This window comes from Eubacteriaceae bacterium Marseille-Q4139, assembly GCA_018223415.1.
GTDB lineage: Bacteria > Bacillota > Clostridia > Lachnospirales > Lachnospiraceae > CABSIM01.
This window is the reverse complement of sequence record JAGTTQ010000001.1, coordinates 2,299,451-2,323,217: the sequence shown is the minus strand read 5'-3', so window position 1 is coordinate 2,323,217 and position 23,767 is coordinate 2,299,451. Positions and strand designations below refer to the sequence as shown.

Annotated in this window: 20 protein-coding genes and 1 riboswitch; of the genes, 3 read left to right on the top strand and 17 right to left on the bottom strand. The window is 53.1% G+C overall.

The genetic code is table 11. The annotated features are described in order from the left end of the window. Positions 1-74 precede the first annotated feature (74 nt). Together glgB and KE531_10990 are read right to left on the bottom strand one after the other, a co-directional pair. The gene (glgB, locus tag KE531_10995) at positions 75-2,603 is read right to left on the bottom strand and encodes a 1,4-alpha-glucan branching protein GlgB (protein ID MBR9954129.1); all 2,529 of its coding nucleotides are present in this window, start codon (positions 2,601-2,603) and stop codon (positions 75-77) included. A 45-nt stretch (positions 2,604-2,648) separates the two neighbouring features. Next, entirely contained in the window at positions 2,649-3,767 is a 1,119-nt protein-coding gene (locus KE531_10990; protein MBR9954128.1) for a DUF3810 domain-containing protein, read from the bottom strand. Between the two features lie 94 nt (positions 3,768-3,861). On the opposite strand from KE531_10990, the gene lepB reads away from it, so the two are divergent. Next, a complete protein-coding gene (gene lepB, locus KE531_10985) occupies positions 3,862-4,500 on the top strand; it encodes a signal peptidase I (GenBank protein ID MBR9954127.1) in 639 nt (212 codons plus the stop codon). A gap of 27 nt (positions 4,501-4,527) precedes the next feature. Continuing rightward, positions 4,528-5,847 carry an aspartate kinase gene (locus tag KE531_10980; GenBank protein ID MBR9954126.1) on the top strand — a complete coding sequence of 440 codons (1,320 nt, stop codon included), beginning with the start codon at positions 4,528-4,530 and terminating at the stop codon, positions 5,845-5,847. Positions 5,848-5,895: 48 nt separating this feature from the next. Here the strand turns inward: KE531_10980 and rpiB are convergent, their stop codons facing one another. The 11 genes from rpiB to KE531_10925 all read right to left on the bottom strand — a co-directional run bounded on the left by rpiB (position 5,896) and on the right by KE531_10925 (position 17,429). Further along, on the bottom strand, positions 5,896-6,342 hold the full coding sequence (gene rpiB, locus KE531_10975; protein ID MBR9954125.1) for a ribose 5-phosphate isomerase B: 447 nt from the start codon (positions 6,340-6,342) through the stop codon (positions 5,896-5,898). Positions 6,343-6,355: 13 nt separating this feature from the next. Next, complete coding sequence (gene aroC, locus KE531_10970; protein ID MBR9954124.1) at positions 6,356-7,489, bottom strand: chorismate synthase; 1,134 nt, start codon at positions 7,487-7,489, stop codon at positions 6,356-6,358. A gap of 12 nt (positions 7,490-7,501) precedes the next feature. Continuing rightward, positions 7,502-8,551 carry a lactonase family protein gene (locus tag KE531_10965; protein MBR9954123.1) on the bottom strand — a complete coding sequence of 350 codons (1,050 nt, stop codon included), beginning with the start codon at positions 8,549-8,551 and terminating at the stop codon, positions 7,502-7,504. A 198-nt stretch (positions 8,552-8,749) separates the two neighbouring features. Then, the gene (locus tag KE531_10960; GenBank protein ID MBR9954122.1) at positions 8,750-10,024 is read right to left on the bottom strand and encodes an ATP-binding protein; all 1,275 of its coding nucleotides are present in this window, start codon (positions 10,022-10,024) and stop codon (positions 8,750-8,752) included. Positions 10,025-10,328: 304 nt separating this feature from the next. Next, a complete protein-coding gene (locus KE531_10955; protein MBR9954121.1) occupies positions 10,329-12,008 on the bottom strand; it encodes a DEAD/DEAH box helicase in 1,680 nt (559 codons plus the stop codon). 149 nt (positions 12,009-12,157) lie between these two features. Continuing rightward, a complete protein-coding gene (locus KE531_10950) occupies positions 12,158-13,171 on the bottom strand; it encodes a LacI family DNA-binding transcriptional regulator (GenBank protein ID MBR9954120.1) in 1,014 nt (337 codons plus the stop codon). Positions 13,172-13,198: 27 nt separating this feature from the next. Beyond that, entirely contained in the window at positions 13,199-13,927 is a 729-nt protein-coding gene (locus KE531_10945; GenBank protein ID MBR9954119.1) for a glycerophosphodiester phosphodiesterase, read from the bottom strand. Between the two features lie 65 nt (positions 13,928-13,992). Then, on the bottom strand, positions 13,993-14,781 hold the full coding sequence (locus KE531_10940; protein MBR9954118.1) for an ABC transporter ATP-binding protein: 789 nt from the start codon (positions 14,779-14,781) through the stop codon (positions 13,993-13,995). A gap of 10 nt (positions 14,782-14,791) precedes the next feature. After that, positions 14,792-15,577, bottom strand: coding sequence for an ABC transporter permease (locus tag KE531_10935; GenBank protein ID MBR9954117.1), 786 nt, complete (start codon positions 15,575-15,577; stop codon positions 14,792-14,794). A gap of 17 nt (positions 15,578-15,594) precedes the next feature. Continuing rightward, positions 15,595-16,422 (bottom strand): amidohydrolase family protein, encoded by an 828-nt coding sequence (locus tag KE531_10930; protein ID MBR9954116.1) that lies wholly within the window; start codon positions 16,420-16,422, stop codon positions 15,595-15,597. Then, on the bottom strand, positions 16,422-17,429 hold the full coding sequence (locus KE531_10925) for an ABC transporter substrate-binding protein (protein MBR9954115.1): 1,008 nt from the start codon (positions 17,427-17,429) through the stop codon (positions 16,422-16,424). The genes KE531_10930 and KE531_10925 overlap by 1 nt, the downstream gene beginning before the upstream one ends. A 358-nt stretch (positions 17,430-17,787) precedes the next feature. Between KE531_10925 and KE531_10920 the strand changes: the two genes are divergently transcribed. Next, entirely contained in the window at positions 17,788-18,507 is a 720-nt protein-coding gene (locus KE531_10920; protein ID MBR9954114.1) for a phosphatase, read from the top strand. Positions 18,508-18,546: 39 nt separating this feature from the next. Here the strand turns inward: KE531_10920 and KE531_10915 are convergent, their stop codons facing one another. The 4 genes from KE531_10915 to metK all read right to left on the bottom strand — a co-directional run bounded on the left by KE531_10915 (position 18,547) and on the right by metK (position 23,366). After that, positions 18,547-19,530, bottom strand: a complete 984-nt coding sequence (locus KE531_10915; GenBank protein ID MBR9954113.1) for a M15 family metallopeptidase — start codon at positions 19,528-19,530, stop codon at positions 18,547-18,549. A 128-nt stretch (positions 19,531-19,658) separates the two neighbouring features. Then, the gene (locus KE531_10910; GenBank protein ID MBR9954112.1) at positions 19,659-20,348 is read right to left on the bottom strand and encodes a response regulator transcription factor; all 690 of its coding nucleotides are present in this window, start codon (positions 20,346-20,348) and stop codon (positions 19,659-19,661) included. A 13-nt stretch (positions 20,349-20,361) separates the two neighbouring features. Further along, entirely contained in the window at positions 20,362-21,840 is a 1,479-nt protein-coding gene (locus KE531_10905; protein MBR9954111.1) for a HAMP domain-containing histidine kinase, read from the bottom strand. 338 nt (positions 21,841-22,178) lie between these two features. Beyond that, a complete protein-coding gene (metK, locus tag KE531_10900) occupies positions 22,179-23,366 on the bottom strand; it encodes a methionine adenosyltransferase (GenBank protein MBR9954110.1) in 1,188 nt (395 codons plus the stop codon). 116 nt (positions 23,367-23,482) lie between these two features. After that, positions 23,483-23,599: riboswitch (SAM riboswitch) on the bottom strand. Positions 23,600-23,767 lie beyond the last annotated feature (168 nt).

Here is a 23,767-nt window from a genome sequence, read left to right as displayed (position 1 = left end):
ACCGGAACTTCCTCCTTCACCGGCAGTCCTCCTTTCCGAAGGCGCCCCCGAACCAGGGGGCGCCAAATGGTCTTTTATTTCTTAATCAGACGGCCGACCCGCTCGGAAATCATGTCCAGAGCCTCCGAGGCTCTCCCTTTCCGGCCTTTTTTTACCGTCTCCGATATTTCCGGTTCTTTTTCTTTTAAGGCTTCTGATGTCCCGGCCTTCCTGGCGCCGGTTCCCGCAGCCGTTTCCGGCTCCGGCTTCTTTGTTTCTTCTTTTTTGCCTGCCGCCTTCTCCTGTGTCCTGCCCGCAGCCTTTTTTGCCTCCGGCTTCTTAGACGTCACTGCTTTCTTTCCCTTGGAAACGCCCTTCTTTCCGGCCGGCTCCGGCGTACACTGGAACACACAGACGGCCATCGGCGGAATGTTGATCTGGATGGAATTCTCCCTCTCGTCCCATTCCTCCTTCTTTGACGACTTCGCCCGCGGATTTCCCATGCCGCTTCCGCCGAACGGTACGGCGTCACTGTTTAAGATCTCCTTGTATTTTCCTGCAAAGGGCACGCCGATGCGGAATTTTTCATGGGGCACCGGTGCAAAGTTGCAGACAAAGAGCAGCGTCTCCTCCGGCTTCTTCGACCGCCTGATAAAAATGGCGATGTTGTCTGCCTGGTAGGTGCAGTTGATCCACTGGAAGCCCTCCGGCTCATCGTCCAGCTCATAAAGGGCCGGATGGCTCGCATAAAGCTGGTTTAAGGCCTTTACATATTCCTTCATCTGGCTGTGGAGCGGATATTCCAGAAGCTCCCACTCGAGAGAGCGGTTCTCGTTCCATTCGTCGATCTGGCCGAAATCCTGGCCCATGAAGAGAAGCTTCTTTCCCGGATGGCCCGTCATAAAGCCGTATGCCGCCCGCAGGTTCGCAAACTTCTTTTCAAAAGTGTCTCCCGGCATCTTCCCTGCCATGGAGCCCTTTCCGTGAACCACCTCGTCATGGGAGAATACCAGCATGAACTTCTCGCTGTACGCATACAGCATGCTGAAGGTCAGCTCATTGTAATGCTGGTTCCTGAAATACGGGTCGCACTGCATGTATCCCAGGAAATCGTTCATCCAGCCCATGTTCCATTTATAGTCGAAGCCAAGCCCGCCGTCTTTCACATCGCCGGTAATCATCGGCCATGCCGTCGATTCCTCAGCAATCAGGAGCGCGCCGCCGGTCTCCTTTTTAAAGATCGAATTCAGATGCTTTAAGAACTCCACGGCCTCCAGGTTCTCATGGCCGCCGTAGATGTTCGGCACCCACTCGCCGGCATTTTTCCCGTAATCCAGATACAGCATGGAAGCCACCGCATCCATGCGGATTCCGTCGGCGTGGTACTCTTTTGCCCAGAAGAGGGCGTTGGAGATCAGGAAGTTGGAAACCTGCGGGCGACCATAGTTGTAGATTAACGTCCCCCAGTGGGGATGGCTCCCCTGGCGCGGGTCGAGGTGCTCATAAAGGCATGTCCCGTCGAAGGCCGCCAGGCCGTAGGAATCCCGCGGGAAATGGGCCGGAACCCAGTCTAAAATCACGCCGATGCCTTGTCCATGCATGTAATCCATGAAAGCCTTAAAGTCATCCGGCGTCCCGTAGCGGCTTGTGGGCGCATAATAGCCCGTCACCTGGTAGCCCCAGGAGGCGTCGAGGGGATGTTCCATGACCGGCATCAGTTCCACATGGGTATAGCCCATCTCCTTCACGTATTCCGCCAGCTTCCCAGCGATCTCCCGGTAGTTGTAGAACTGGCTCCCGTTGATAGCCTCGCCGTTTTCATCTGTCTCCACGGCCTTCTGCATCCAGGAACCGAGATGCACCTCATAGACCGACATGGGCGCTTCTGTTTTCCGGACGGCCTTGCGCTTCTCCATCCAGCCGGCATCCTGCCACTGGTACGCGTCAATATCCCAGACAACGGAAGCCGTGTTGGGGCGCAGCTCCGCGAAGTTCCCATAGGGGTCTGCCTTTAGCATCGGAATGCCGCTTTTCGTCTTTACTTCATATTTATAAATCATGCCGGGTCTCACTCCCGGAATGAAAATTTCAAAGATGCCGGAATCGCCGATGCGGCGCATCTGGTGGCGCCTTCCGTCCCAGAAGTTAAAATCGCCGACGACGCTCACGCGCATGGCCTCCGGAGCCCACACGGCAAAATGTACGCCGTCCACACCGTCATTTTTTGCCGGATGGGCGCCCAGCTTCTTATAGGAATCATAATAAATACCGGCCACAAACTTCTTTAAATCCGAATCCGTAAACAGGGAACGGAACCGGTAGGAATAGGGATCGTCAAACTCTTCCGTGTCTCCGTCCTCATATTCCGCCGCAAAGCGGTAGGGCGAAAGCTCACGCCGGTCTAAAAGAACGGCGAAAAAGCCGCCCTCATCGGCCAGCTCCATCGGGTATCTTTTTCCGTCCAGCAGGACGTCCAGCTTTTTTGCATTGGGGATATACGCCTGAATCAGAAGCCCCTCTTTCACCACATGCGCTCCTAAAAGCTTCTGCGGCTCGTCCGCCTCCGAATACACAAGCTCTTCAATCCCGGCCCAGTCCATAAGATCGTATAAAATTTTATCCATATAACCGCCCTCATACCAAAGCATTTTCATGCCGTTATTTTGTCTTTATTTTACCATTTTCATATCCCGGTTACAAGAAGAATCCTTGCGGTTTTCCAGGAAATCCGCAAGCATCAGATCCACAGCCCGCCCGTAGGTCTTCGTCCCCTCCGGCTGGCCGTTGGCCTTTAAGTAGGTATTGTTGACCTTATCGGCGGCTTCGGCCACTTTTCCCTCATATTTCGCCCAAAAAGCGCTGTTTTCCGCAAGATCCTCACGAACCTCCGGCTCCAGGCGGCCGTAAAGGGAGACATACGCCTCGTAGTCCTCCTTCGCCAGGGCATTTCCGGCATAAATCCATCCGCATAAGTACCCACTGTAATTATAGTCCGAAAACGGCGAGTTCAGACAGGCCAGGTACCCGATAAAATTTGCCTCGTCCTCCCGCATGAACCCGCGCAGATGGGAGAGCTCATGGCAAATCGTGTGAGGGATGTTGTAAGATGTCATGTCCTGGTTATAGTTGGCCTCAATCGTAAACGGCGAATAGACGCCGGAACACTGCTGGACAGAGAGAATCCAGGAGACGGCCACCGGCTTCGGCTGCGGATAAAAGCCGGAAAGGGCCGGGTACGTTTCAGAAAGCGCCTCCATAGTCATGGCTCCCCGCTTCTCCACGGTTTCTTCATACGTCTCCCCGCGGGTCTTTGACGCCTCGTTGACCTGGTCTGTCAGCCATGCACAGAGGTCGTAAAGGTCGTCACGGCCCGCCTTTCCCGTCTCCAGGCCGAGATAAGCGGAAAACGGCTTTCGGTAATAATTGATCCCGCAGTTTGCCGCATAGAGGAAAAGAAGCGCCCCGCAGTAACAGAAAACCGATGCAATCACGAAAAACGGCCGCCTCCAGTGGCGCACGGCCCAGAAAACAGCCAGGAGGACAGAGAGATAGAGGAACATCTCCACCGCGGAAAACGGAAAAAGTCCGAAAATCCGGCCTACGGACGCCACAAGAACCGGGTAAACATGGGCAGAATACCAGTCGGAAAAGCCGGAAATGCGCCTGGCGGCCAAAAGAAGTGCACCGCCGGCCAAAAATAACACAGCTCCCAAAAGGGCCAATCGTCCTGTCCATTTTTTCCAATTTCTCTCCATTTTGTCTTTTCCCCCGATTTTTTTTCTTACCATTTGCGAAAAGGGCTTGCGAAACTTCCAAAATTATCATAAACTCATTATATTGCTTTTCAGTATCATTCGTCAAATAGAGGGTTAGAAGAAAATTATGGAAAAAGAAAAAGAACAGAAACCAAAAGGAAAAATAGACTGGAAGGCGGAGATCATAAGCTGGATCCAGATCCTGGCGGCAGCCGCGGTCATTGCCTTCGTACTGACAACATTCATCATCGCCAACAGCGAGGTTCCCAGCGGCTCCATGGAGAACACGATCATGACCGGAAGCCGCGTCATCGGCTCCCGGCTTAACTATCTCTTCACCGATCCGGAGCGGGGCGACGTGGTAATTTTCGTCTTCGGCTGGGAGTGCCCGGCCTGCGGCAACACCATTGAGGGGGAAAAACAGGAAATCTGCCCCTACTGTGAATCCGACGTCGGGAAACGCGGGAAAACCATTTACTATGTGAAGCGGATCATCGGCATTCCCGGCGATGTCATCGACATTGTGGACGATAAAGTCTACTTAAACGGCTCCGACACACCGCTTGAAGAGCCGTACCTGGCCGAGGAGATGAACCAGGGCGAAACCTTCCATTTTGAGGTGCCCGAGGGCTGTTATTTCATGATGGGCGACAACCGGAACTGGTCACTGGATGCCAGATACTGGAAAAATCCCTATATCTCCAAAGATAAAATCATCGCCCAGGTGCTTTTTGAATACTTCCCACAGATAAAGCTCATCCATTAAGACATAGATGCAGGAGACTAAAAAGAGATGAAAAAAGTTGTAAAATTCGGCGGCAGCTCCTTAGCCAGCGCCCGCCAGTTTAAAAAGGTAAAGGCAATCATTGATGCGGATCGGTCGCGGGCGTTTGTCGTCCCGTCGGCTCCCGGGAAACGCGACGTCAAGGACACGAAGGTCACAGACCTTCTCTACCAGTGCTACGACGCCGCTTCCACCGGCCAGAGCTATATCCGCATCCTCGATCAGATCAGAAAAAGGTTCCAGGATATCATCGACGGCCTGGATCTCAACCTGAACCTGGATTTTGAATTTGACAAAATAGAAGAAAACTTCGTCGCCGGCGCAGGAAGGGATTACGCCGCCTCCCGCGGGGAATATTTAAACGGCCTTATCATGTCCGCCTACCTCGGCTTTCCGTTCATCGACGCAGCCGAAGTGATCTTTTTTGATGAAACCGGCGCATTCCTCTCTGAGGAGACGAACAGAGAGCTGGAGGAACGGCTGGCCCAATATAAGCAGGCCGTCATCCCCGGCTTCTACGGCTCAAAGCCGGACGGTTCCATCGCCACCTTCTCAAGGGGCGGCTCCGACATCACCGGCTCTCTGGTGGCCCGGGCGCTTCACGCCGATCTCTACGAAAACTGGACGGACGTGTCCGGCTTCCTTGTGGCTGATCCCAGAATCGTGGAAAATCCGGTTCCCATCGAGACTATCACGTATAAGGAACTCCGGGAGCTGTCCTACATGGGCGCCAGCGTACTCCATGAGGACTCCATTTTCCCCGTCCGCAAGGAGGGCATCCCAATCAACATCCGGAATACCAACAAGCCGGAGGCGCCGGGAACCATGATCGTGGAAGACACCTCCAAAAAGCCCCGCTACATCATCACCGGCGTGGCCGGAAAAAAGGGCTTCTGTGCCGTCAACATCGAAAAAGCCATGATGAACATGGAAATCGGCTTCGGCCGCAAGGTGCTGGAGGTCTTTGAAAAATGCGGCCTCTCCTTTGAGCATGCACCGTCCGGTATCGACACCATGACCGTCTTCGTCCATCAGGAGGAATTCCAGGAAAAAGAGCAGTCTGTCATCGCCGGGATCCACCGGGCCGTAAAGCCGGATTCTGTGGATCTGGAATCAGATCTGGCCCTCGTCGCTGTCGTGGGCCGCGGCATGAAATCTGCCCGCGGGACGGCCGGCCGCGTCTTCTCCGCCCTGGCCCATGCCAGAATCAACGTGAAGATGATCGACCAGGGCTCCAGCGAAATGAACATCATCATCGGCGTCCAGAACGAGGACTTTGAAAACGCCGTCCGCGCTATCTACGATATCTTTATTAAAACAGAGCTTTAATTCCATAAAAAGTGTGCGCCGTCCGCGCACACTTTTCTTATTTCTTCCCTATTCGTCTTTTCCCTCAATCGCCATAATCAGGTCAACGCGTCTCTGGTGGCGGCCGCCTTCAAACTCTGCCGCCAGCCACTCGTCCACGATCATCTTCGCCAGTTCGCTTCCGACGACTCTTGCGCCGAAGGCCAGCACATTGGAATTGTTGTGCATCCTGGAAAGCTTTGCCGTGTAGGGCTCGCTGCACACGCAGGCGCGGATGCCCTTTACCTTGTTGGCCGCCAGGGAAATCCCGACGCCGGTTCCGCAGATGGCGATACCGAGATCCGCCTCGCCGGATGCCACGGCACGTCCCACTTTCTCGCCGTAAACCGGGTAGTCACAGCTCTCCTCGGAGTTCGTCCCGAGATCCATGACTTCATATCCCTTTGAAATCAGATGTTCCTTGATGATATTTTTCATCTCCACCGCGGAGTGGTCATTTCCCATTGCAATCTTCATGTTTCTTTTCCTCTCATTCGTTTTCTGTATCTTCAGCCGCCTCCACCTGGAAAAACATCTGGAGCATGTCCAGTCTTGAGGTCATGGATAAAAACAGCATATCAAGCACCGCGATGGCCGCCATGGCCTCAACCACTACTGCCGCACGCGGTACTACCACCGGATCGTGACGCCCGTGGATGGAAAGCTCCATCTCGTTTCCGTCTCTGTCCACGGTCTCCTGGGGCCTTGCAATGGACGGCGTCGGCTTAAAGGCCGCCCGGAACACAAGGCGGCTCCCGTCGCTGATTCCGCCCAGGACACCGCCGGCGTGGTTTGTCTTTTTTATGATGGTTCCGTCTGCATCCCTTCGGAACGCGTCGTTGTTCTCCGAACCGGCCGATCTGGCGGCCGCGAATCCGTCTCCAATCTCAAAGCCCTTCACAGCTCCTATGGAAAGGATGGCCTTCGCCAGGTTGGCGTCCAGCTTTTCAAAGACCGGCTCTCCCAGGCCTGCCGGAAGTCCGTCTGTCACACACTCCACGACGCCGCCGGCCGAATCGCAGGCCGCCATTTTTTCTTCGAGATATGCTGCCGCCCTCTCTGCCGCTTCCTTATCCGGCATGCAGAGACGATTGTTTTCCGCCTCCGAAAGGTCGAACCGCTCTGGGTCGATCTCCACCGGGCCGATGGATTTCGTGTACGCCTTCACCGTAATCCCCAAGGCCCGCAGCACCTTTGCCGCCACAGCGCCGGCCGCCACGCGTCCGATGGTCTCCCTGGCTGAGGAACGTCCGCCTCCGCGGTAATCCCGGAAGCCAAATTTTTCATCAAAGGTATAGTCCGCATGCCCCGGCCGGTAGCAGGAGGCAATCTGGCTGTAATCCTTTGACCTCTGATCCGTATTTCTCACAATCATGGAAATCGGCGTTCCCGTCGTCTTCCCCTCGAATACGCCGGAGAGAATTTCCACCTCGTCAGCCTCGTTCCGCTTCGTGGCATAGCGGCTCTGGCCCGGCTTTCTCCGATCCAGGTATTCCTGAATATCCGCTTCCTTTAAAGGCAGTCCCGCCGGACAGCCGTCCACGACGACGCCGATGGCCTTTCCGTGGGATTCGCCCCATGTGGTTACTTTAAAAATTGTCCCTGTTGTTGAGCCAGCAGCCATTCCTTTTGTCTCCTATCTTATCTTGACGATCTCACAGCAGTTGGGCTCGTTGATGGGAATGCTCCTGCTGCTCATGACGAGGAGTCCCTTTTCGTAGTCCACGCGGAAGAACGAAACGGAGCCCTCATGGTTGATGGAAGCCAGATGCTTTCCGTCCGGGAAAACAGCGATGTCCTTCGGGTAATCGCCGCTGATGGGCAGGCAGAATTTGAAGGTCAGAAGCCCGGTCTCTGCGTCCCTCTCGTAAAGGGATACCGTATTGTCCCCGGCATTCGAGCAGAACAGATGCTTTTCATCCGGCGTAAACCGCATGGCGCAGGCCGCCGTCATCCGGCTTGTCTCACCGCCCGTGGTGGAAACCGTCTGGATTTTCTCCACAATCGGCGTCCTCTCCCCCTCTTTGTAGGAAAACACGTCGATCACATTTTTCAGTTCATAAAGCACATAGAAGAACCGGCCATCCTGGCTGAAAATAAACCGCTTCGGCGCCGATTCCAGCTCGCAGCGGATCGTGTCCACCAGCATGACACGTCCCTCGTTCTTATCAAAACGGTACACCTTAATCTGGTCGATTCCAAGATCTGCCACCATCAGAAACCGGCCGTCCGGCGTCAGGCGGCTGCAGCTCACGTGGGGGCGGTAGTTCCGCTCCGCAACGCTGCCCAGGCCCTTGTGGAACACGCCGTCAGTGATCCGGCCCACGGAACCGTCCTTATTAAGCTTTAATACCGTCATTTTCCCGTCATGATACCCCGAAACAAAAATATACTTGTTATCCGTATCCGTCGACAGATGGCAGCCGCGCATCCCCTTGATGTTGGCGCTGTTGATCCTCGACAGACTTCCGTTTTCCAGGATCCGGAACGATACGACGCCTTCATCTGCGATGGAGTACAGGATTTTCCCGTTGTTGGAGGCCTGTACATAGGAAGAGTTGTCCACTTCTACCTCACAGCGGTAAATAAATGTCCCCGCTTCCACATCCACGTCGTAAACCGTAATCCCTTTTGCCTTCCCCGTATAGGAATAAGAGCCTATGTAGGCCATGTAATTTCCTGTCATCGGCAATTCTCCCCCTTTTACCGGCCATCTGGCCCTAAGTTTTTGCTATGGTTCATTTTAACATATCCATGGCGGTTTGTTAACTACTAAAATCATCGTGTACAGGAAAAAATCCCGGCAAAATGCCGGGAAATCTTTCCAGGAAACGTCCAAGCGGGCCACACACACGGACTCCATCACTTCATTCTGTTCTCTAATTTAGCTTTTTAAGCAGCCGATGGGAACAACATATACTCCATCATGACGGCGATATGCCCAGTCACCGTTCCCCGTCAAAACCATGAGGAAAGACGGAGCTTTCATTTTATCGGTATCGATCTTCGCTTCCATGGATTTCAGACTCTTTGCACCTTCCTCAATGAACTTATCGCCGCCAAGCTTGATTTCAATGAGACCGTATTTGCCGTTTCTCAAATGAACGACCGCATCGCATTCTTGTCCGTCTTTGTCTCGATAATGGTAAACCTCACCATTCAGAGCATCCGCAAATACACGAAGGTCTCTGATGCAAAGCGTTTCAAAGAGAAATCCGAAAGTCTTTAAGTCATTCACCAAATCATTCGGACCGATGCCCAAAGCCGCAGCAGCGATAGAAGGGTCAACATAATACCGAGTGTCAGACGAGCGAATCGCAGTTTTTGAGCGGAGATTCGGATTCCATGCAGGCATATCTTCGACTACAAAGATTTTTCGGAGAGCGTTTACATAGGAAGCAACCGTTTCTTCATTGATTGTGAACTCATCATTGGCCGCAATGTCCTGTGCTAGAACTGTGTTTGGTACTTGAGCACCCTGGTTCCTTGCGTAGGAACGCATAAGTCTTTTGACTCTTTCGGGATTCTTCTGCACGTTGTCTGCCCGGTTAATGTCGGAATGGACAACAGCATCGTAATAGTCTATTGCCTGATCAAGTGCAATCTCATCACGCATATCTACCGCTTGCGGCCAGCCTCCTCGACATACAAGGAAGGCCAAACGGTCAATGCTGAGATTGGAGCCGCCGTCAACCTCTGTTTCTCCGTCGAATAAGCTTTTTAAGCTGACATCTCCCGTAGAATCTCCTGATTCGTATAAGCTCATAGGTCTCATTGTCAGCCAGGTAAATCGTCCTGTACCGGAGTGGGTGATTTCCTTGGTGTCAGCAGGGACAGCGGAACCGGTAAGCACAAACTGTCCAAGTTCACGGCGATGGTCAACTTCAAAGCGAATGGCATCCCAAAGTTTTGGGGCAAGCTGCCATTCGTCGATAAGCCTCGGTGCAGCACCCTTTAACAGGCGCTTTGGGTTCAGTTCAGACATAGTGATGTTCTGTTCTTTCTTTTCCGGGTCATCCATATACAAGATACTGGCGGCAATCTGCTCGGCAGTTGTGGTTTTGCCGCACCATTTTGGTCCTTCTATCAAGACCGCCCCCTTGCCCTCCAGTTTGCGTTTTAGAATATCGTCAGCGATTCTCTTTCTGTAATTTTCCATTCGGAACACCTCGTTTCCATTCACGTTGTTTTTATTATGCGCCATAACTGTGAATTTTACAAGTTTTTTCCGACGGTTGGCTGAATATTTTTCCGACGATTGGCTGCAAATAAATCCGATAGTTGGCGAAAAAGGAAGCCGGCAGTTAGAAATATTATTCCCCGCCGTCAAAGGCGGGGAGGGAAGCTTCCACAACTGCCAATTCATGTTCAGGATATGCTTTAAACAAGCGCGGGCCTCCCATTCCCGGAGACCCGCGCTTCATCTGCCACTCTTTATATAAGAAGCATCCGTCACTGCCCTTCTATTTCCTCGCAGCGCCTGCCACTTCCATTCTTACGTTCCGTCCTTTAATTTTCACATGGTTCATTGCGTTTAACACGATATCCGCCTGATCCCTCGGCACCTCCACGAAAGTGTACTTGTCGTACATGTCGATACTGCCCACGAGACGTCCCGGCATGCCGGACTCCCCGGCAATGGCGCCCAGGATGTCGCCGGGCTTAACGTTCTGGTTCTTTCCAAGGTTGATGAAAAGCCGCGTCATGCCGTTTCTCGCCGTCCTGCGGTCCACGTATTCGTCGTCATCCCTGCGTCCGCGGCGCCTTCCGTTCCCCCGGCCGTTACTACGGCGGCTTCCCAGGTCTTCCAGGTCGCGGAGCGGGTACGCTTCCTCAGCAATGTCCTCGTAGTCGTCGCCCATGGTCATCTTAAGGAATGCCGCCGCCAGCTCTAAAGACGTGTAATCCTCTGCCAGAAGCCGCTTTTCCACGATCCGCGCCATCTTATCCAGCTCACCCTCGCGGATCAGCTCCTGCACCTGGTCGAGGATTTTTTCTGCCTTGATGGCCGTCACATCGTTTAAGGACGGGATCGGCTGCGGCACAATCCGCGTCTTGCAGAACCGCTGGATGTCGCGGAGCTTATAAACCTCGCTTCCGACGGCCAGGCTGAAGGCGCGTCCCTCTCTCCCGGCGCGGCCGGTTCTTCCGATCCGGTGTACATAATACTCGTCGTCCTGGGGGATGTCGAAGTTGAACACAGCCTCCACGTCGTCCACGTCGATGCCTCTGGCAGCCACGTCTGTCGCCACGAGGATTTCCGTGGCCCCGTTCCGGAAGCTGTCCATGACACGGTCTCGCTGTTCCTGCTTTAAGTCGCCGTGAAGCCCCTCGGCGAAGTAGCCGCGGCCCTGGAGCGCCTGCACAAGCTCATCCACCTGCTTTTTCGTGTTGCAGAACACCACGGAAAGCTTCGGCGAGTACAGGTCTAAAAGACGGCACATGACCTCCACCTTGTTCCGCGGCTTCACCTCATAGTAATACTGCGTCACCTTCGGCACCGTCAGCTCTTTCTTTACGACCCGCACCATCTCCGGCGATTTCTGGAATTTTCTGGCAATCTCCGCAATAGCCTCCGGCATCGTGGCCGAAAACATGACGGTCTGGCGCTCTTCGGGCATCTGGCTTAAAATCGTCTCCATGTCCTCTAAAAAGCCCATGTTTAACATCTCATCGGCCTCGTCTAAGACAACCGTGTGGATGTCATCGGTGCGGATGGTCTTTCTCCGCATGTGATCCATGACACGGCCTGGCGTCCCGACAATGATCTGGACGCCGCCCTTTAAGGAGCGGATCTGCTTTACAATCTCCTGGCCGCCGTAGACCGGCAGAACCTTGATGCCGTGCAGGTATTTCGCAAGGCGCCGGAGCTCGTCGGCCACCTGGATCGCCAGCTCCCTCGTGGGGCAGAGGACGATGGCCTGGGTCTTCCGGCTCTTCGGCGACACCCGCTCCAAAAGCGGGATGCCAAAGGCGGCCGTCTTTCCCGTTCCTGTCTGGGCCTGGCCGATCATGTCCTTCCCTTCCATCTGCACCGGGATGGCCTGGGCCTGGATCGGCGACGCCGCCTCGAAGCCCATGTCTGTCACGGCTCTTAAAATTTTATCATTCAGCTGAAGCTCTTCAAATTTAACTGTTTCCATTCCTGATCCTTTCTCTATGGTTCCCAAAAGGCGGCAAAATCGCCTTTCCAGAATTAAATTTCCCCAGAAAAAACGAGAAGATTCAAAAGAGACCCATGAATCTTCCCATTTCACACAAGGTATAACTATATCAGAGGTTTTCCTGGCTGTCAAGAGAGGGGTTCACCGAAAACTCCCACGCTGGCGCCTTCCAGCAGACGGGGGTAAAGGGAAATTTTCCGTACTGGTGATACATCTCCTTTAAGCCTTAAAAGCAGTGCCCGAACCGCCTCACGGCCCAGGCCTTCCGTGTGGACATCCACCGTGGAGAGCTGCGGCGCCGTGGCCGTCGCCGTGCAGTCTCCGTTAATGCTCACCATGGATACGTTTCCCGGCACCTCGACCCGCTGCTCCTGAAGAGCCTGGAGCGCGCCGATGGCAAGCGGATCATTGGACACAAAGATCGCATCCGGGAGAGCTCCGCCGTTTTTTAGCCAGTTTTCCATAAGGCTGCGGCCGCTTGCTACGCCGTGTTCTCCTTCCAGCATCCCGATGCCTTCCATTTCTCCGTGACGGCTGAGATACTGTTTAAAATAGTACCGTTTCCGCTCCCATTCCGGCGTCCCGTCCACGTCCAGACCGCCTAAGTAAAGAATCCGTCTATGGCCGCGTGATCTTAAATAATCCATTCCCAGGTCAACGGCCTCCTGCACATCGTAGGCAATCCAGTCCATTTCCGCCGGGAAAAAGTTGGACTGTCCCAAAAACACTCGCTTCACCTTTCTGCTGTTTTTTAAGATTTCTTCCATCTGCTCCCTGGGGAAATTTCCCGTGACAATGACCCCGTCCAGGTTTTCGTCAAGCTGTGCGAGAAAGGAATAGGGAAGAAACGAACACTGCATCCCCATCTCCCGGCAGGCCGTCTCGATCCCGTAGCGGACAGAAAAATAATAGGCATTGTCCACCTGGTTTAAAAAGTGGGTATCCTTATGTATCACGGCAATCTGGTACTGCCGTCCTTCTTTCCTGTGCTTTTTCGTCTGATATCCAAGCTCCTCTGCCGCTGAAAAAATCCGTTTTCTCGTCTCCTCCGAGATCGACAGCGCCGAGTCACCCCTCAGCGCCCTGGAGACCGCGGATTTTGAGACCCCGGCTCTCTCTGCCACATCCAAAAGCGTCACCATAGATGCTTCATCTCCCCATCCTGCATGTTATCCGGCCAGCTCCCTGGCCGCTTCGATTCCCGGGAAATCCGTTTCATACATGTCCACACCGATTTCCCTGGCAATGTTGATCCATCGTTCTTCTTTTAAAATAGCTCCATCTACATAATAACCTGCTTCATGCAGTTCTGTCACTATCTTTTTTTCCATATTCCACACATAAGACAGATAAATTTCCGCTTCCATCTCTTTCATGAGCTTCACCGGGTCTGCCGGCACAAAGGGGACGATAAGCCCGAGCATAAGCTCCGGCATCTGCGCTTTCAGTTCTTTTAAAATCTGGTAATCTGCACCGAAGGCGAAGACCCGTTCCGTCATGCCTGTCAGTCGAAGCTCTTCTGTCATAACCGTTAAAAGTTTCCGGTTGGCCTTTTTCATGTCATAGGGAACGGTCTTTAATTCCAGGCCGAACCATGCACCTTTTTCTTTTCCCCACTCCAAAGCCTCTCTGAGCGTACAGAGCCCTGGAATGGCTGCCTTTAATTCCGAAAAGTCATGTTCATGGACATAGCCGGTCAGGCCGCCTTTTTCCGGCTTCACGTCATGGACAATCACGGCCTTTCCGTCTTTTGAAAGCTGCACGTCGATTTCCAGATAATCGGCTCCCTGGCGCATCCCCTCTTCCATGGCTGCAATGGAGTTTTCCGGATACCTGCATTCACAGCCGCGGTGGCCGCCGATTAGGATTTTTTTGGAATGCTTCAAAAGCTCTCTCATAATGTTCTCCTTTTAAAGGGAAAGGGCCTCCCGCCCGCCGGACCGGAAGCCCCCAAAATTATCTCCTACACATATTGTTCCAGCTTGCCGCCGAAATTTGCCGCCTGGAAAAAGAAGCGGAAAATGCCGGCACGAATCTTCATAAACGCCTCGCTGCTGCGCTCTCTCGGCCTCGGAAGGCTCACCTCCACAATCTCCTCCACCCGGCCAGGGCGGCTGGAGAGCACCACGATGCGGTCGCTTAAGAAGATGGCCTCGTCGATATCGTGCGTCACCAGAACCATGGTCTTTTTCTCCGTTTCCCAGATCCTTAAAACCTCGTTCTGCATGTTGATACGGGTCAAGGCATCCAAAGCGCCGAAGGGCTCGTCCAAAAGCAGCACGTCCGGCCGGTTCACCAGCGCCCTGGCGATGCTGACACGCTGCTGCATACCGCCGGAGAGCTGTTTGGGAAGCGCCTTCTCAAAGCCCTTTAATCCTACCAGGTCAATATGCTCCTGAACGATCTGCTTTTTCTCTGCGGCGCTCATTTTCCCGGTAATTCCGAACTCGATGTTGGACTGGACGGTCTTCCAGGGGTAAAGCCTGGCCTCCTGGAAAATCATGCCGCAGTCCACCGAAGGCTTTTCCACGATCCTGTCCCCGATGCGGATGGTTCCGGAAGTGGGGTGATCCAGGCCGATAATCATTTTCAAAAGCGTACTTTTTCCGCAGCCGCTGGCGCCCACGATGCTGACAAACTCCCCTTCCCTGATGTCCAGGGTAATGCCGTCCAGCACAGGGAGCTCCTGTCCGCTGATCTGAAACACTTTCTTTACGTTCTCGATTTTCAGATGTGCTTTTCTCTCTTCCATTCCAATCCCCCTACTTCTCGTCCGTGTATGCCCAACTGAGCAGCCGTCTCTGCACCATCGTCAGCACCTTGTCAATGAAAAGCCCGATGAGCCCGATGTGGATGACGCCGGCAAACACCTTCGCCGGCTGTGCCAGCTCTCTGGCGTAGTGGATCATGTAGCCGATACCGCTGGTGGCCGCGATCATTTCTGCTCCGACCACGCACGTCCAGGCAGAGCTGATGCCGAGCCTGAGCCCCGTAAACACCGACGGGAGAGCCGATGGGAGATATACCTGAAGCACGATGCATAAAGGACTTTTTTCCAGAATCCTTGCTTCCTCCAAAAGCTTCGTGTCGGTACTCTGGATTCCGTGGGTGGTGTTTAAAAGAACCGGCCAGAAGCTTCCGATGAAAATCACGGCCGTCTTTGAGGACTCCTGGATGCCGAGCCATAAAATCAAAAGCGGGATCCACGCAAGCATCGGAACCGGCCGCAGGATATTCACCAGGGAACCGAAGATCCGGTTGCAGGTCTTGGAAAAGCCCATGATGCCGCCCAGGATAATCCCCGCCACAGCGCCCAGGGAAAAGCCGCGTAGTACCCTCTGGATACTGATGAGCAGGTCTTCCGCCATCTTGCCGCTTCTCCAGAGATCCGCGGCGGTGGCAAACACCGTCTTGGGCGACGGAAGGATGCTGGCCCTCACGAGCCCGAACTCAGAGGCGATGAACCAGGCCGCAAGCACAGCGGCCGGCGCAATGACCGCCAGAAAATAATTGCGAAAAACAGCCGTCGAATCCTGTGTCTTCTTCATTTTCTATCTTTCCTCTCTTATTTCAGTCCTAAAAGCCCGGCGCCGTTTTCCCGGAAGATTTTCCTCTCGTCCTCCGGGAAAAGGCCCCACTCCTTTACGTTTTCCACGGCACGGGATACGCTGCAAAGCGGATAAGAGGAACCAAAAAGGATCTTATCCCGGGCGAGGCCGGCGGCCGCGTCTCTCCAGTCCTGCCAGCCGGGGCAGTTCACGCTGTAAAGATCCGGCGCCAGATAAATGTTCTCCGCAAAAAACGCGGCGCATACCATCTCCCGTACCCAGGGCCAGCCGCCGTGGCCGGCCACGGCCTTCATGCCGGGATGGTTTTTTGCGATTTTCTGGAACCTGCCAGGAAGGGACGGATCCAGCACCGGCGTAATCGAGCCGCTGAAGGTCGCCATGAGGATCATCTCCTGCTCCTCCAAAAGCTGGTAAAGAGGCTCGTATGCCTCGTCATCAAAGAGCAGGCTGTTTCCGAAGCCCGGCTCGATGGACACGCCTTTGATCCCTTCCGTGTCTATGTATGTCCGGATTTCCTTCAGGCTTTCCTCGGGATTTTCCGGCGTATAAAGCGGGAAAATCTCGAACCGGCCGGGATACGCCCTCCCTATTTCAAACAACTCTTCATTGGAAATAAAGGTGCCTTTGGACTGGCGTCCCGGCACTACGGCCAGCTCCACGCCGGCCTCATCCATCTCCTTTACAAGAAGCTTTAGGGACTTTTCCTTCATGGAAGCCGTCTTCTCGCAATTCAGGCCGGAAAGGAACCGGTCAACGGTTCCGTTTTTTTCCATGGCCTGATACCCGCCGTATAACGGCCTCATGCGAAAATCGATGATTCCCATTATTCTCCGAATGCCTCCTCAAGGAAGCTCTCATCGTAAATTCCGTCGATGTCGATGTCCGTCTCCAGAATCCCGGAGCTTCTCATGAACTCATATTCCCTCTTCATGTAGTCCTTATCCTGCTGGGTCAGGTGCAGGGAACAGTCGTACTTGTCCATATAGCCTTCCATGTACTCTCTGTCGGCCTCGCAGTATTCTGCCAGCAGATCCAGGCATTCCTCAGTATTTTCCATATAGTAGGTGTTGGCGCGGTCAAGAACCTTTAAGAACCGGACGATGATGTCGCCGTGCTCTTCCATGAAGTCCTCGGTTGCCACGAGAACCTGATTGTTTCTGGCGCCGGTTTCCTCCAGGTTGCAGAGTACGCGCACATCCCCGTTTTCTAAGAATTTATCCGTATTCGGTGCAATGCTCTGCATGCAGTCGATCTCTCCGCTCACCAAAGCTGTGTAGGCCTCTGTTCCCTTCAGGTTATAGACATTGACGTCATCCTCGGTCAGGCCGCCTAACGACAGCATTTCTAACATCTGATAATGGTTGTCAGTACCAATGTTCACAGCCAGGTCACGTCCGGCAAGCTGGGAAACCTCGGTGATGTCCGAATCTGCCCGCACAAGAAGCACCGGATCTGTTGTGGACACGGTTGCCATACTGATGACCTTCGTCTCATTGCCGTTTGCGATGCCGCTGAACGCCGGCTGGCCGCCCAGGAAAGACATATCCAGGTTTCCAGCCGTCAAAGCCTCAACCATAACGGCGCCGCTTCCGAGGTATTCCACGCTGATCTCGATGTTGTCCTCCGCAAACTCTTCCTCAAAAAATCCCTTTTCATTGGCAATTTTTACCGGGTAAAGGAACGTCTCTCCGAGGAAATCCCCGACTGTCACCTTGATGGGCTCACTTGCCGCGGCATTGTTTCCGCTGCCGGACGTCTCACTGGATGAACCGCATCCTGCCATAGCCATACTCAGCATAACCGGAAGTGCCATTAACAACCATTTTTTCATTTTCTTCTCCTCCACACGTAATTTACTAAAATTTACCAATCCAATCCCGCCGTATTTTCATAAATTCTCCATCCCGTCTCAGACTTTCCAGAGGATTTCAGCAGAAAATCTGCGATTTTGAACGAGTAAACATGTCATATTTCATGTTTGATTCTAAGGTATTTCCATACTCGTGTCAACACATTTGACGTCAAAATTACCTATTTATTTACTTTATTTTACTCCTGTGATATAATCAGCGCATACATATTTTGCGTTGGCGACAAAAAACGGGCACCAGGTTCCGCCGAAGGCATCCCGCCCGTATCTGTACATACCAAAACGCTTTTTTCATGCTTTCAGGAGGAAATTGCTTATGATAAAGACAATCGCAGATCTGCACACCCACACCATGGTGAGCCAGCATGCATACAGTACCCTTGACGAGATGGCCTCTGCCGCCAGAGAGCTCGGCTTTTCAGCCATCGGAATCACCGACCACGGCCCCGGCATGCTGGACGGTGCCATTGCCCACCACTTTTTCTGCATGAATGGGCTTCCCTCGGAAATTGGCGGCCTGCGCCTCGTAAAAGGAGCTGAGGTGAATATCAAAGATTTTCACGGCCGTCTCGACCTGGAGAACAGCCTCCTTTCCCGGCTGGATTTCGTCATCGCCTCCTATCATATAGAGGCCATAGATCCGGCATCTGTGAAAGACCACACGGAAGGCTGGCTGGCCGTCATAGAAAACCCGGATGTAGACTGCCTGGGGCACTGCGGAAATCCCGTATTCTCCTGCGATCTCCCCGCCGTTGTAAAAGCCTGCGCTCAGCACGGAAAAATCCTGGAAATCAACTCCAACTCCTTTCAGGTGCGTCCGGGAAGCGATGAAAACTGCCGTATGGCAGCAAGGCTCTGCATGGAGTACGAAGTCCCAGTTATTGTAAGTTCCGACGCTCACAGCCGCTACTGCGTCGGCGACCATAAGGCCGCCCTTCAAATGCTTAACTCCATCGGATTCCCCGAAGAGCTTGTGCTGAATGCCGATACCAACCGGCTGTTTCAGTATCTGGATGGGCTGAAAAGGGCACAAAAATAGGAAGCAGAGCCAATCCCCTGCTTCCCATCCCTTCCTATTTTAATAAGAGTAAAAATCAAAATGCATATAATCCTTCGTCGAAAATGCCGCGCCCCAGTTCCATCCATGGGCACCGAAGGCCTTCACCACGTCGCTGTCGCGGCTGATGGAATAGGGGTTGACGCCCGGCTCCCACTTGCTGCCCACGAGCACCGTTCCGTCGGCACGAACCTGGGGATTCTGATCCGGGTTGATGTCGATGGCAAGGCCGGCGCTGTGATTGCTGGTGAGGCCGTTGCTTCTCCAGCTATAACCGCCCAGGCTGTTGATAGGGAACTGCTCCGGCCCATTATAGATCTCCGTGAAAATCGCTTTCACATCATCTGCAATGGAGCTCATCACCTGAACGCGGTCCGTTCCCGCTACCTTCTGGCCGCCGGAAAGCCGCCAGACCGGAACCTCTACCCAGACCATCTCCTGAGAAGCTGTCTCATTGCTCGGATTTGCAGCAATCCGCTCATACTGCGTCCACACCTGCTGCACTAATTCATAATTGTCCGGATATTTCCAGTAATGGGCCGCATAGTGGTAAGCAGCCTTATCGCCCTCGCTCAGGTAGGGATCACTGTCATACCAGTACGGGTCATAATACCACGGATCATAAAAACCCCAGGAGTTCCAGCTATCGTCGTAATACGCATCGTCCGAACTCCAGTCCTCGCCGCTTCCGCCGCCGGGGCCGCCGGGTTCCACGGTCTTCGTCTGAACCTGCCCGTCCACGACCCATGCGCCGTCTCCGTTCACCTGAGAGCCGTCGGGAGCCGTTCCGTTCGTCAGCAGATATCCGTTTTCATCGAAATAGTAGCACTCCGACACGCCATCCCCGTTTCCGTCCAGCCATTCCCAGGCTGACACCGGCCAGGTTCCATCGTCCTTTGCATACCACCATCCATTTTCACTTGACTGCCATTCGCCGGCGTAAGCCGTCATGGAAAATGCCGCAGTAAAGGCGGCCGCAAGAATCAAAAAACTGCGTTTTTTCATTTGTGTTTTCCCCCTCATGCCATTTTTCTTCTATCATATTCCGATATCTGCAAATTTTCAACAAATTTCGCAATAAAAATAAGAGAACCCCTGCATGCACAAGGATTCTCATGGATATCTTTTTCACTTTACACTTTAAAGCGGTAGCCGACCCCCCATATGGTTTCAATGTACTGGGGCTTCGCCGTATTCATCTCAATCTTCTCCCGGATCTTCTTGATATGAACCGTAACCGTCGCAATATCCCCGATGGACTCCATGTCCCAGATTTTAGAGAACAGCTCTTCCTTCGTATAGACATGGTTGGGGTTCTGCGCCAGGAATGTCAGGAGATCAAACTCCTTTGTCGTGAAATTCTTCTCTTCGCCGTTGACATAGACGCGCCTTGCCGTCTTGTCAATCTTTAACCCGCGGATCTCAATCACATCATTGACCGGCGCGCCGCTTCCAATCAGGCGCTCGTACCGTGACATATGCGCCTTCACGCGGGCCACCATCTCGCTCGGGCTGAAAGGCTTCGTAATATAATCGTCCGCACCGAGCCCAAGGCCACGGATCTTGTCAATGTCATCCTTTTTGGCCGAAACCATGATAATCGGCGTATTCTTTTTCTCCCGGATCTTCCGGCAGATTTCAAACCCGTCGACGCCCGGAAGCATCAGATCCAAAATAAACAGGTCGAAATCCTCATTAAGGGCACGTTTCAGTCCGCTCTCCCCCTCATTCTCGATTTCCACCTCAAAACCGGAAAGTTCAAGATAATCCTTCTCCAGCTCCGCAATGCTTTCTTCATCTTCAACAATCAAAATCTTGCTCATACTGCTCTCCTTTTCACGCACTTATCTTCCTGAGTACAAAATGGATCTCCGTGCCGATCCCTTCCTTACTCGTCGCCCATATTTTCCCGCCATGGTCTTCAATGATCTTTTTCACGATGGAAAGGCCGATCCCGCTGCCGCCCTTCGCGGAATTCCTCGACGAATCTGTCCTGTAAAACCGGTCAAAAATATAAGGAATGTCCTTTGCTGCAATGCCTTTTCCGTTATCCTCAATTTCAACCTGGACAAAATCCCCCACATCGAGAATCCTGATGTTGATGATTCCATGTTTCTTATCCATATATTTCAGGGAATTGCCGATGATGTTGTTAATCACCCGCTTTATCTGCTCTGCATCGGCAATCACCAGGACGTCCTCATCCACATAATTAAAATATCCAAGCTCCACGCCGCGGGCCTCTAACTCCAGCCCAACCTCATCAATGCAGTCTCCGAAATAATCTGCCACATTGATTTTGGAAAACGTGTACGGAATCTTATTGGTGTCAATCTTGGAATAAAAGGTCAGCTCATCAATGAGCCTGTCCATGTCATTGGCCTTATTGTAGATGGTGCGTATGTATTTATCCAGCTTCTCCGGGGAAGATGCGACGCCGTCCATGATCCCCTCCACATAGCCCTTGATCGCCGTAATCGGCGTTTTCAGGTCGTGGGAGATATTGCTGATTAACTCCTTATTCTCCTTGTCATACTGGATTTTCTCCTCCGTGGACTCCTTGAGCCGGATCCGCATCTCCTCGAAATTCTGGCAAAGCTGCCCGATTTCATCGTCGTCCTCCACGTCCAGGGTAAAGTCCAGGTTCCCGTCACGGATCTGCTTCGTGGCCTCCTGGAGGCGCCCAATGGGCCTTAACATCGAGCGGTACACCCATGTGACAAGAACCATGGCTGCAATACAGAGAATCATCACGCTTGTGATCAGCATCTCAAACACCATGTTCTGAAGCTCGGGAATAGCCTTCTCCACATTCGTCACCAGATAGATGTCGCCGTCGGCGCCGTCGGAAAACAGAAAGCCCTTCTGCTTAATCAGGTGTTCCGTATTATCATCCAGATAATTTCCCCATTCATCTTCCTCACCGAGGTTTTCATAATGATCCAGCGAGTCCTGGAGCTCCTCTGTTTCCGCAGCTTCGCTTCCAAACAGATACTCCCCGCCCTTCCTGACAATCAGGAACGAATACTTTTCCTCCAGCCGCTGAGACAGACGTTCCAGATATTCGCCGTCAGAAAAGCTGTCGGGGGACTTTTCCAACTCCCTGTCGATTTCCCTCTGGACGGACTCGGTCAGATGGCTGAAAACACGGATCGAAGAACCGCCGGTCAGGTCAACCTGCTCCGCCAGCCCATATGTCTCGCTGAATACACGGTTCTGATAATTGTTGAGCCCCATGATTGCAAAATAAATCAGCGCAATCGGTACTACCGTGATAATGAGGAATGCCACTACAAGCTTTGTCCTGATTTTCATACGTGGCCGCCATCTCCTTTTCTGTTCTGCCGCCCCGCGCGCACATGCCACCGGCGGAACTTAGCGCCCGGATTTCCGCGGTAAACGCGGAAACCGGCATGCGCAGATATAATATTCACGTTGTGAATATTATTCCATGTCCGCTCCGCGGCCATGGGCCTCCGGCGGATTTTAGCGCACGGATTTCTGCGGTAAACGCAGAAACCGGTATGCGCAGATATAATATTCACGTTGTGAATATTATATCATAACTCCCCATCCCCGTGTATAAAAGTATTCTAAAATCTCAATACAAAAGGCCCAATTCCCTATGTTGGAATCAGGCCCCTGCGTATCTTTTACAGATATTTCTTTAAAGTTTCCACCCGGTCAAGGCGCTCCCACGGAAGATCCACATCCGTTCTTCCGAAGTGGCCGTATGCCGCCGTCTGCTTGTAAATCGGACGGCGAAGATCCAGCATCCTGATGATGCCTGCCGGCCTTAAGTCGAAATTCTCACGGATAATCTCCACCAGCTTCTCATTGGAAAGCTTTCCGGTGCCGTAAGTCTCCACCATCACCGACGTGGGATGAGCCACACCGATGGCATAAGAAAGCTGGATCTCACACTGGTCTGCCAGCCCGGCTGCCACGATGTTCTTTGCCACGTATCTGGCCGCGTACGCCGCTGAACGGTCAACCTTTGTGCAGTCCTTTCCGGAGAACGCACCGCCGCCGTGGCGCGCATAGCCGCCGTAAGTGTCAACAATAATCTTTCTTCCTGTCAGCCCGCTGTCCCCGTGTGGGCCGCCGATCACGAAGCGTCCCGTCGGATTGATGAAAAACTTCGTATCCGCATCCACCATCTCCTGCGGCAGAATCACATCGAACACATGCTTTTTGATATCTGCATGGATCTCTTCCTGGGTCACGGAATCGTCATGCTGTGTCGAAAGCACGACAGCGTCAAGGCGGAACGGCTTGCCGTTCTCATCGTACTCCACCGTCACCTGCGTCTTTCCGTCGGGACGAAGATACGGAAGCGTCTTATTCTTGCGAACTTCCGTCAGCCGTCTCGCCAGCTTGTGAGCCAGGGAGATGGCATAAGGCATGTACTCTTCCGTCTCGTTGCTGGCATAGCCGAACATCATGCCCTGGTCGCCGGCGCCGATGGCGTTTAACTCATCCTCTGTCATGGAATTTTCCTTCGCCTCCAGGGCCTTGTCAACGCCCATGGCAATATCCGCAGACTGCTCGTCGATGGCCACAATCACGCCGCAGGTATCGCAGTCAAAGCCATACTTCGCCCTGTCATATCCAATTTCCCGTACCGTCTCCCGCACGATCTTCTGAATATCCACATAAGCGTTCGTGGTGATCTCACCCATCACCATCACAAGCCCCGTCGTCGCGCATGTCTCGCAGGCCACGCGGCTCATCGGATCCTTTTCCATCAGCGCATCCAAGATCGCATCGGAAATCGCATCACACATTTTATCCGGATGTCCTTCTGTTACGGACTCGGAAGTAAACAAATGTCTCTCCATTTTTTCTCCTTTCAGGTTTATCCCAAGGGCGGCTTTTCAAACGCCCGCGCCCTTCGGGACAAAGAAAAAGCCCGCTTTCAAAATAAGCGGACTTGACAATAACACGTTATCAAATCCTCTTATTGCTCGATTTCTCGCTCAGGCTGGCACCTTCCTGCCCTCTCGCATCCGCGATTAACAGGGGTTGCCGTGACTTCACAGATCCTATGTATCTCCATCACTCTGAATAAGGGATATTGCGAACTTTCTATTCTGTTTTGTACAGACAGTATCTTATACGATTCTGTCCCAAAAGTCAACCATAAAATTTATCATTTGATTTCGGCCGGAGACCGCAGCGAAAAACAGTCCCGCGCCGCGCCGGAAACCGCATCACGCTCCGGACCGGCGACCGCCACAAC

Excerpts from the sequence above, each read along its gene's own strand:
- KE531_10990 (MBR9954128.1), bottom strand. The coding sequence starts at position 3,767 with ATGGTAAGAAAAAAAATCGGGGGAAAAGACAAAATGGAGAGAAATTGG.
- KE531_10930 (MBR9954116.1), bottom strand. The coding sequence starts at position 16,422 with ATGGGAATCATCGATTTTCGCATGAGGCCGTTATACGGCGGGTATCAG.
- KE531_10935 (MBR9954117.1), bottom strand. The coding sequence starts at position 15,577 with ATGAAGAAGACACAGGATTCGACGGCTGTTTTTCGCAATTATTTTCTG.
- KE531_10925 (MBR9954115.1), bottom strand. The coding sequence starts at position 17,429 with ATGAAAAAATGGTTGTTAATGGCACTTCCGGTTATGCTGAGTATGGCT.
- KE531_10915 (MBR9954113.1), bottom strand. The coding sequence starts at position 19,530 with ATGAAAAAACGCAGTTTTTTGATTCTTGCGGCCGCCTTTACTGCGGCA.
- KE531_10965 (MBR9954123.1), bottom strand. The coding sequence starts at position 8,551 with ATGACAGGAAATTACATGGCCTACATAGGCTCTTATTCCTATACGGGG.
- KE531_10980 (MBR9954126.1), top strand. The coding sequence starts at position 4,528 with ATGAAAAAAGTTGTAAAATTCGGCGGCAGCTCCTTAGCCAGCGCCCGC.
- lepB (MBR9954127.1), top strand. The coding sequence starts at position 3,862 with ATGGAAAAAGAAAAAGAACAGAAACCAAAAGGAAAAATAGACTGGAAG.
- aroC (MBR9954124.1), bottom strand. The coding sequence starts at position 7,489 with ATGGCTGCTGGCTCAACAACAGGGACAATTTTTAAAGTAACCACATGG.
- metK (MBR9954110.1), bottom strand. The coding sequence starts at position 23,366 with ATGGAGAGACATTTGTTTACTTCCGAGTCCGTAACAGAAGGACATCCG.
- KE531_10910 (MBR9954112.1), bottom strand. The coding sequence starts at position 20,348 with ATGAGCAAGATTTTGATTGTTGAAGATGAAGAAAGCATTGCGGAGCTG.
- KE531_10950 (MBR9954120.1), bottom strand. The coding sequence starts at position 13,171 with ATGGTGACGCTTTTGGATGTGGCAGAGAGAGCCGGGGTCTCAAAATCC.
- KE531_10940 (MBR9954118.1), bottom strand. The coding sequence starts at position 14,781 with ATGGAAGAGAGAAAAGCACATCTGAAAATCGAGAACGTAAAGAAAGTG.
- KE531_10945 (MBR9954119.1), bottom strand. The coding sequence starts at position 13,927 with ATGAGAGAGCTTTTGAAGCATTCCAAAAAAATCCTAATCGGCGGCCAC.
- KE531_10905 (MBR9954111.1), bottom strand. The coding sequence starts at position 21,840 with ATGAAAATCAGGACAAAGCTTGTAGTGGCATTCCTCATTATCACGGTA.
- glgB (MBR9954129.1), bottom strand. The coding sequence starts at position 2,603 with ATGGATAAAATTTTATACGATCTTATGGACTGGGCCGGGATTGAAGAG.
- KE531_10955 (MBR9954121.1), bottom strand. The coding sequence starts at position 12,008 with ATGGAAACAGTTAAATTTGAAGAGCTTCAGCTGAATGATAAAATTTTA.
- rpiB (MBR9954125.1), bottom strand. The coding sequence starts at position 6,342 with ATGAAGATTGCAATGGGAAATGACCACTCCGCGGTGGAGATGAAAAAT.
- KE531_10960 (MBR9954122.1), bottom strand. The coding sequence starts at position 10,024 with ATGGAAAATTACAGAAAGAGAATCGCTGACGATATTCTAAAACGCAAA.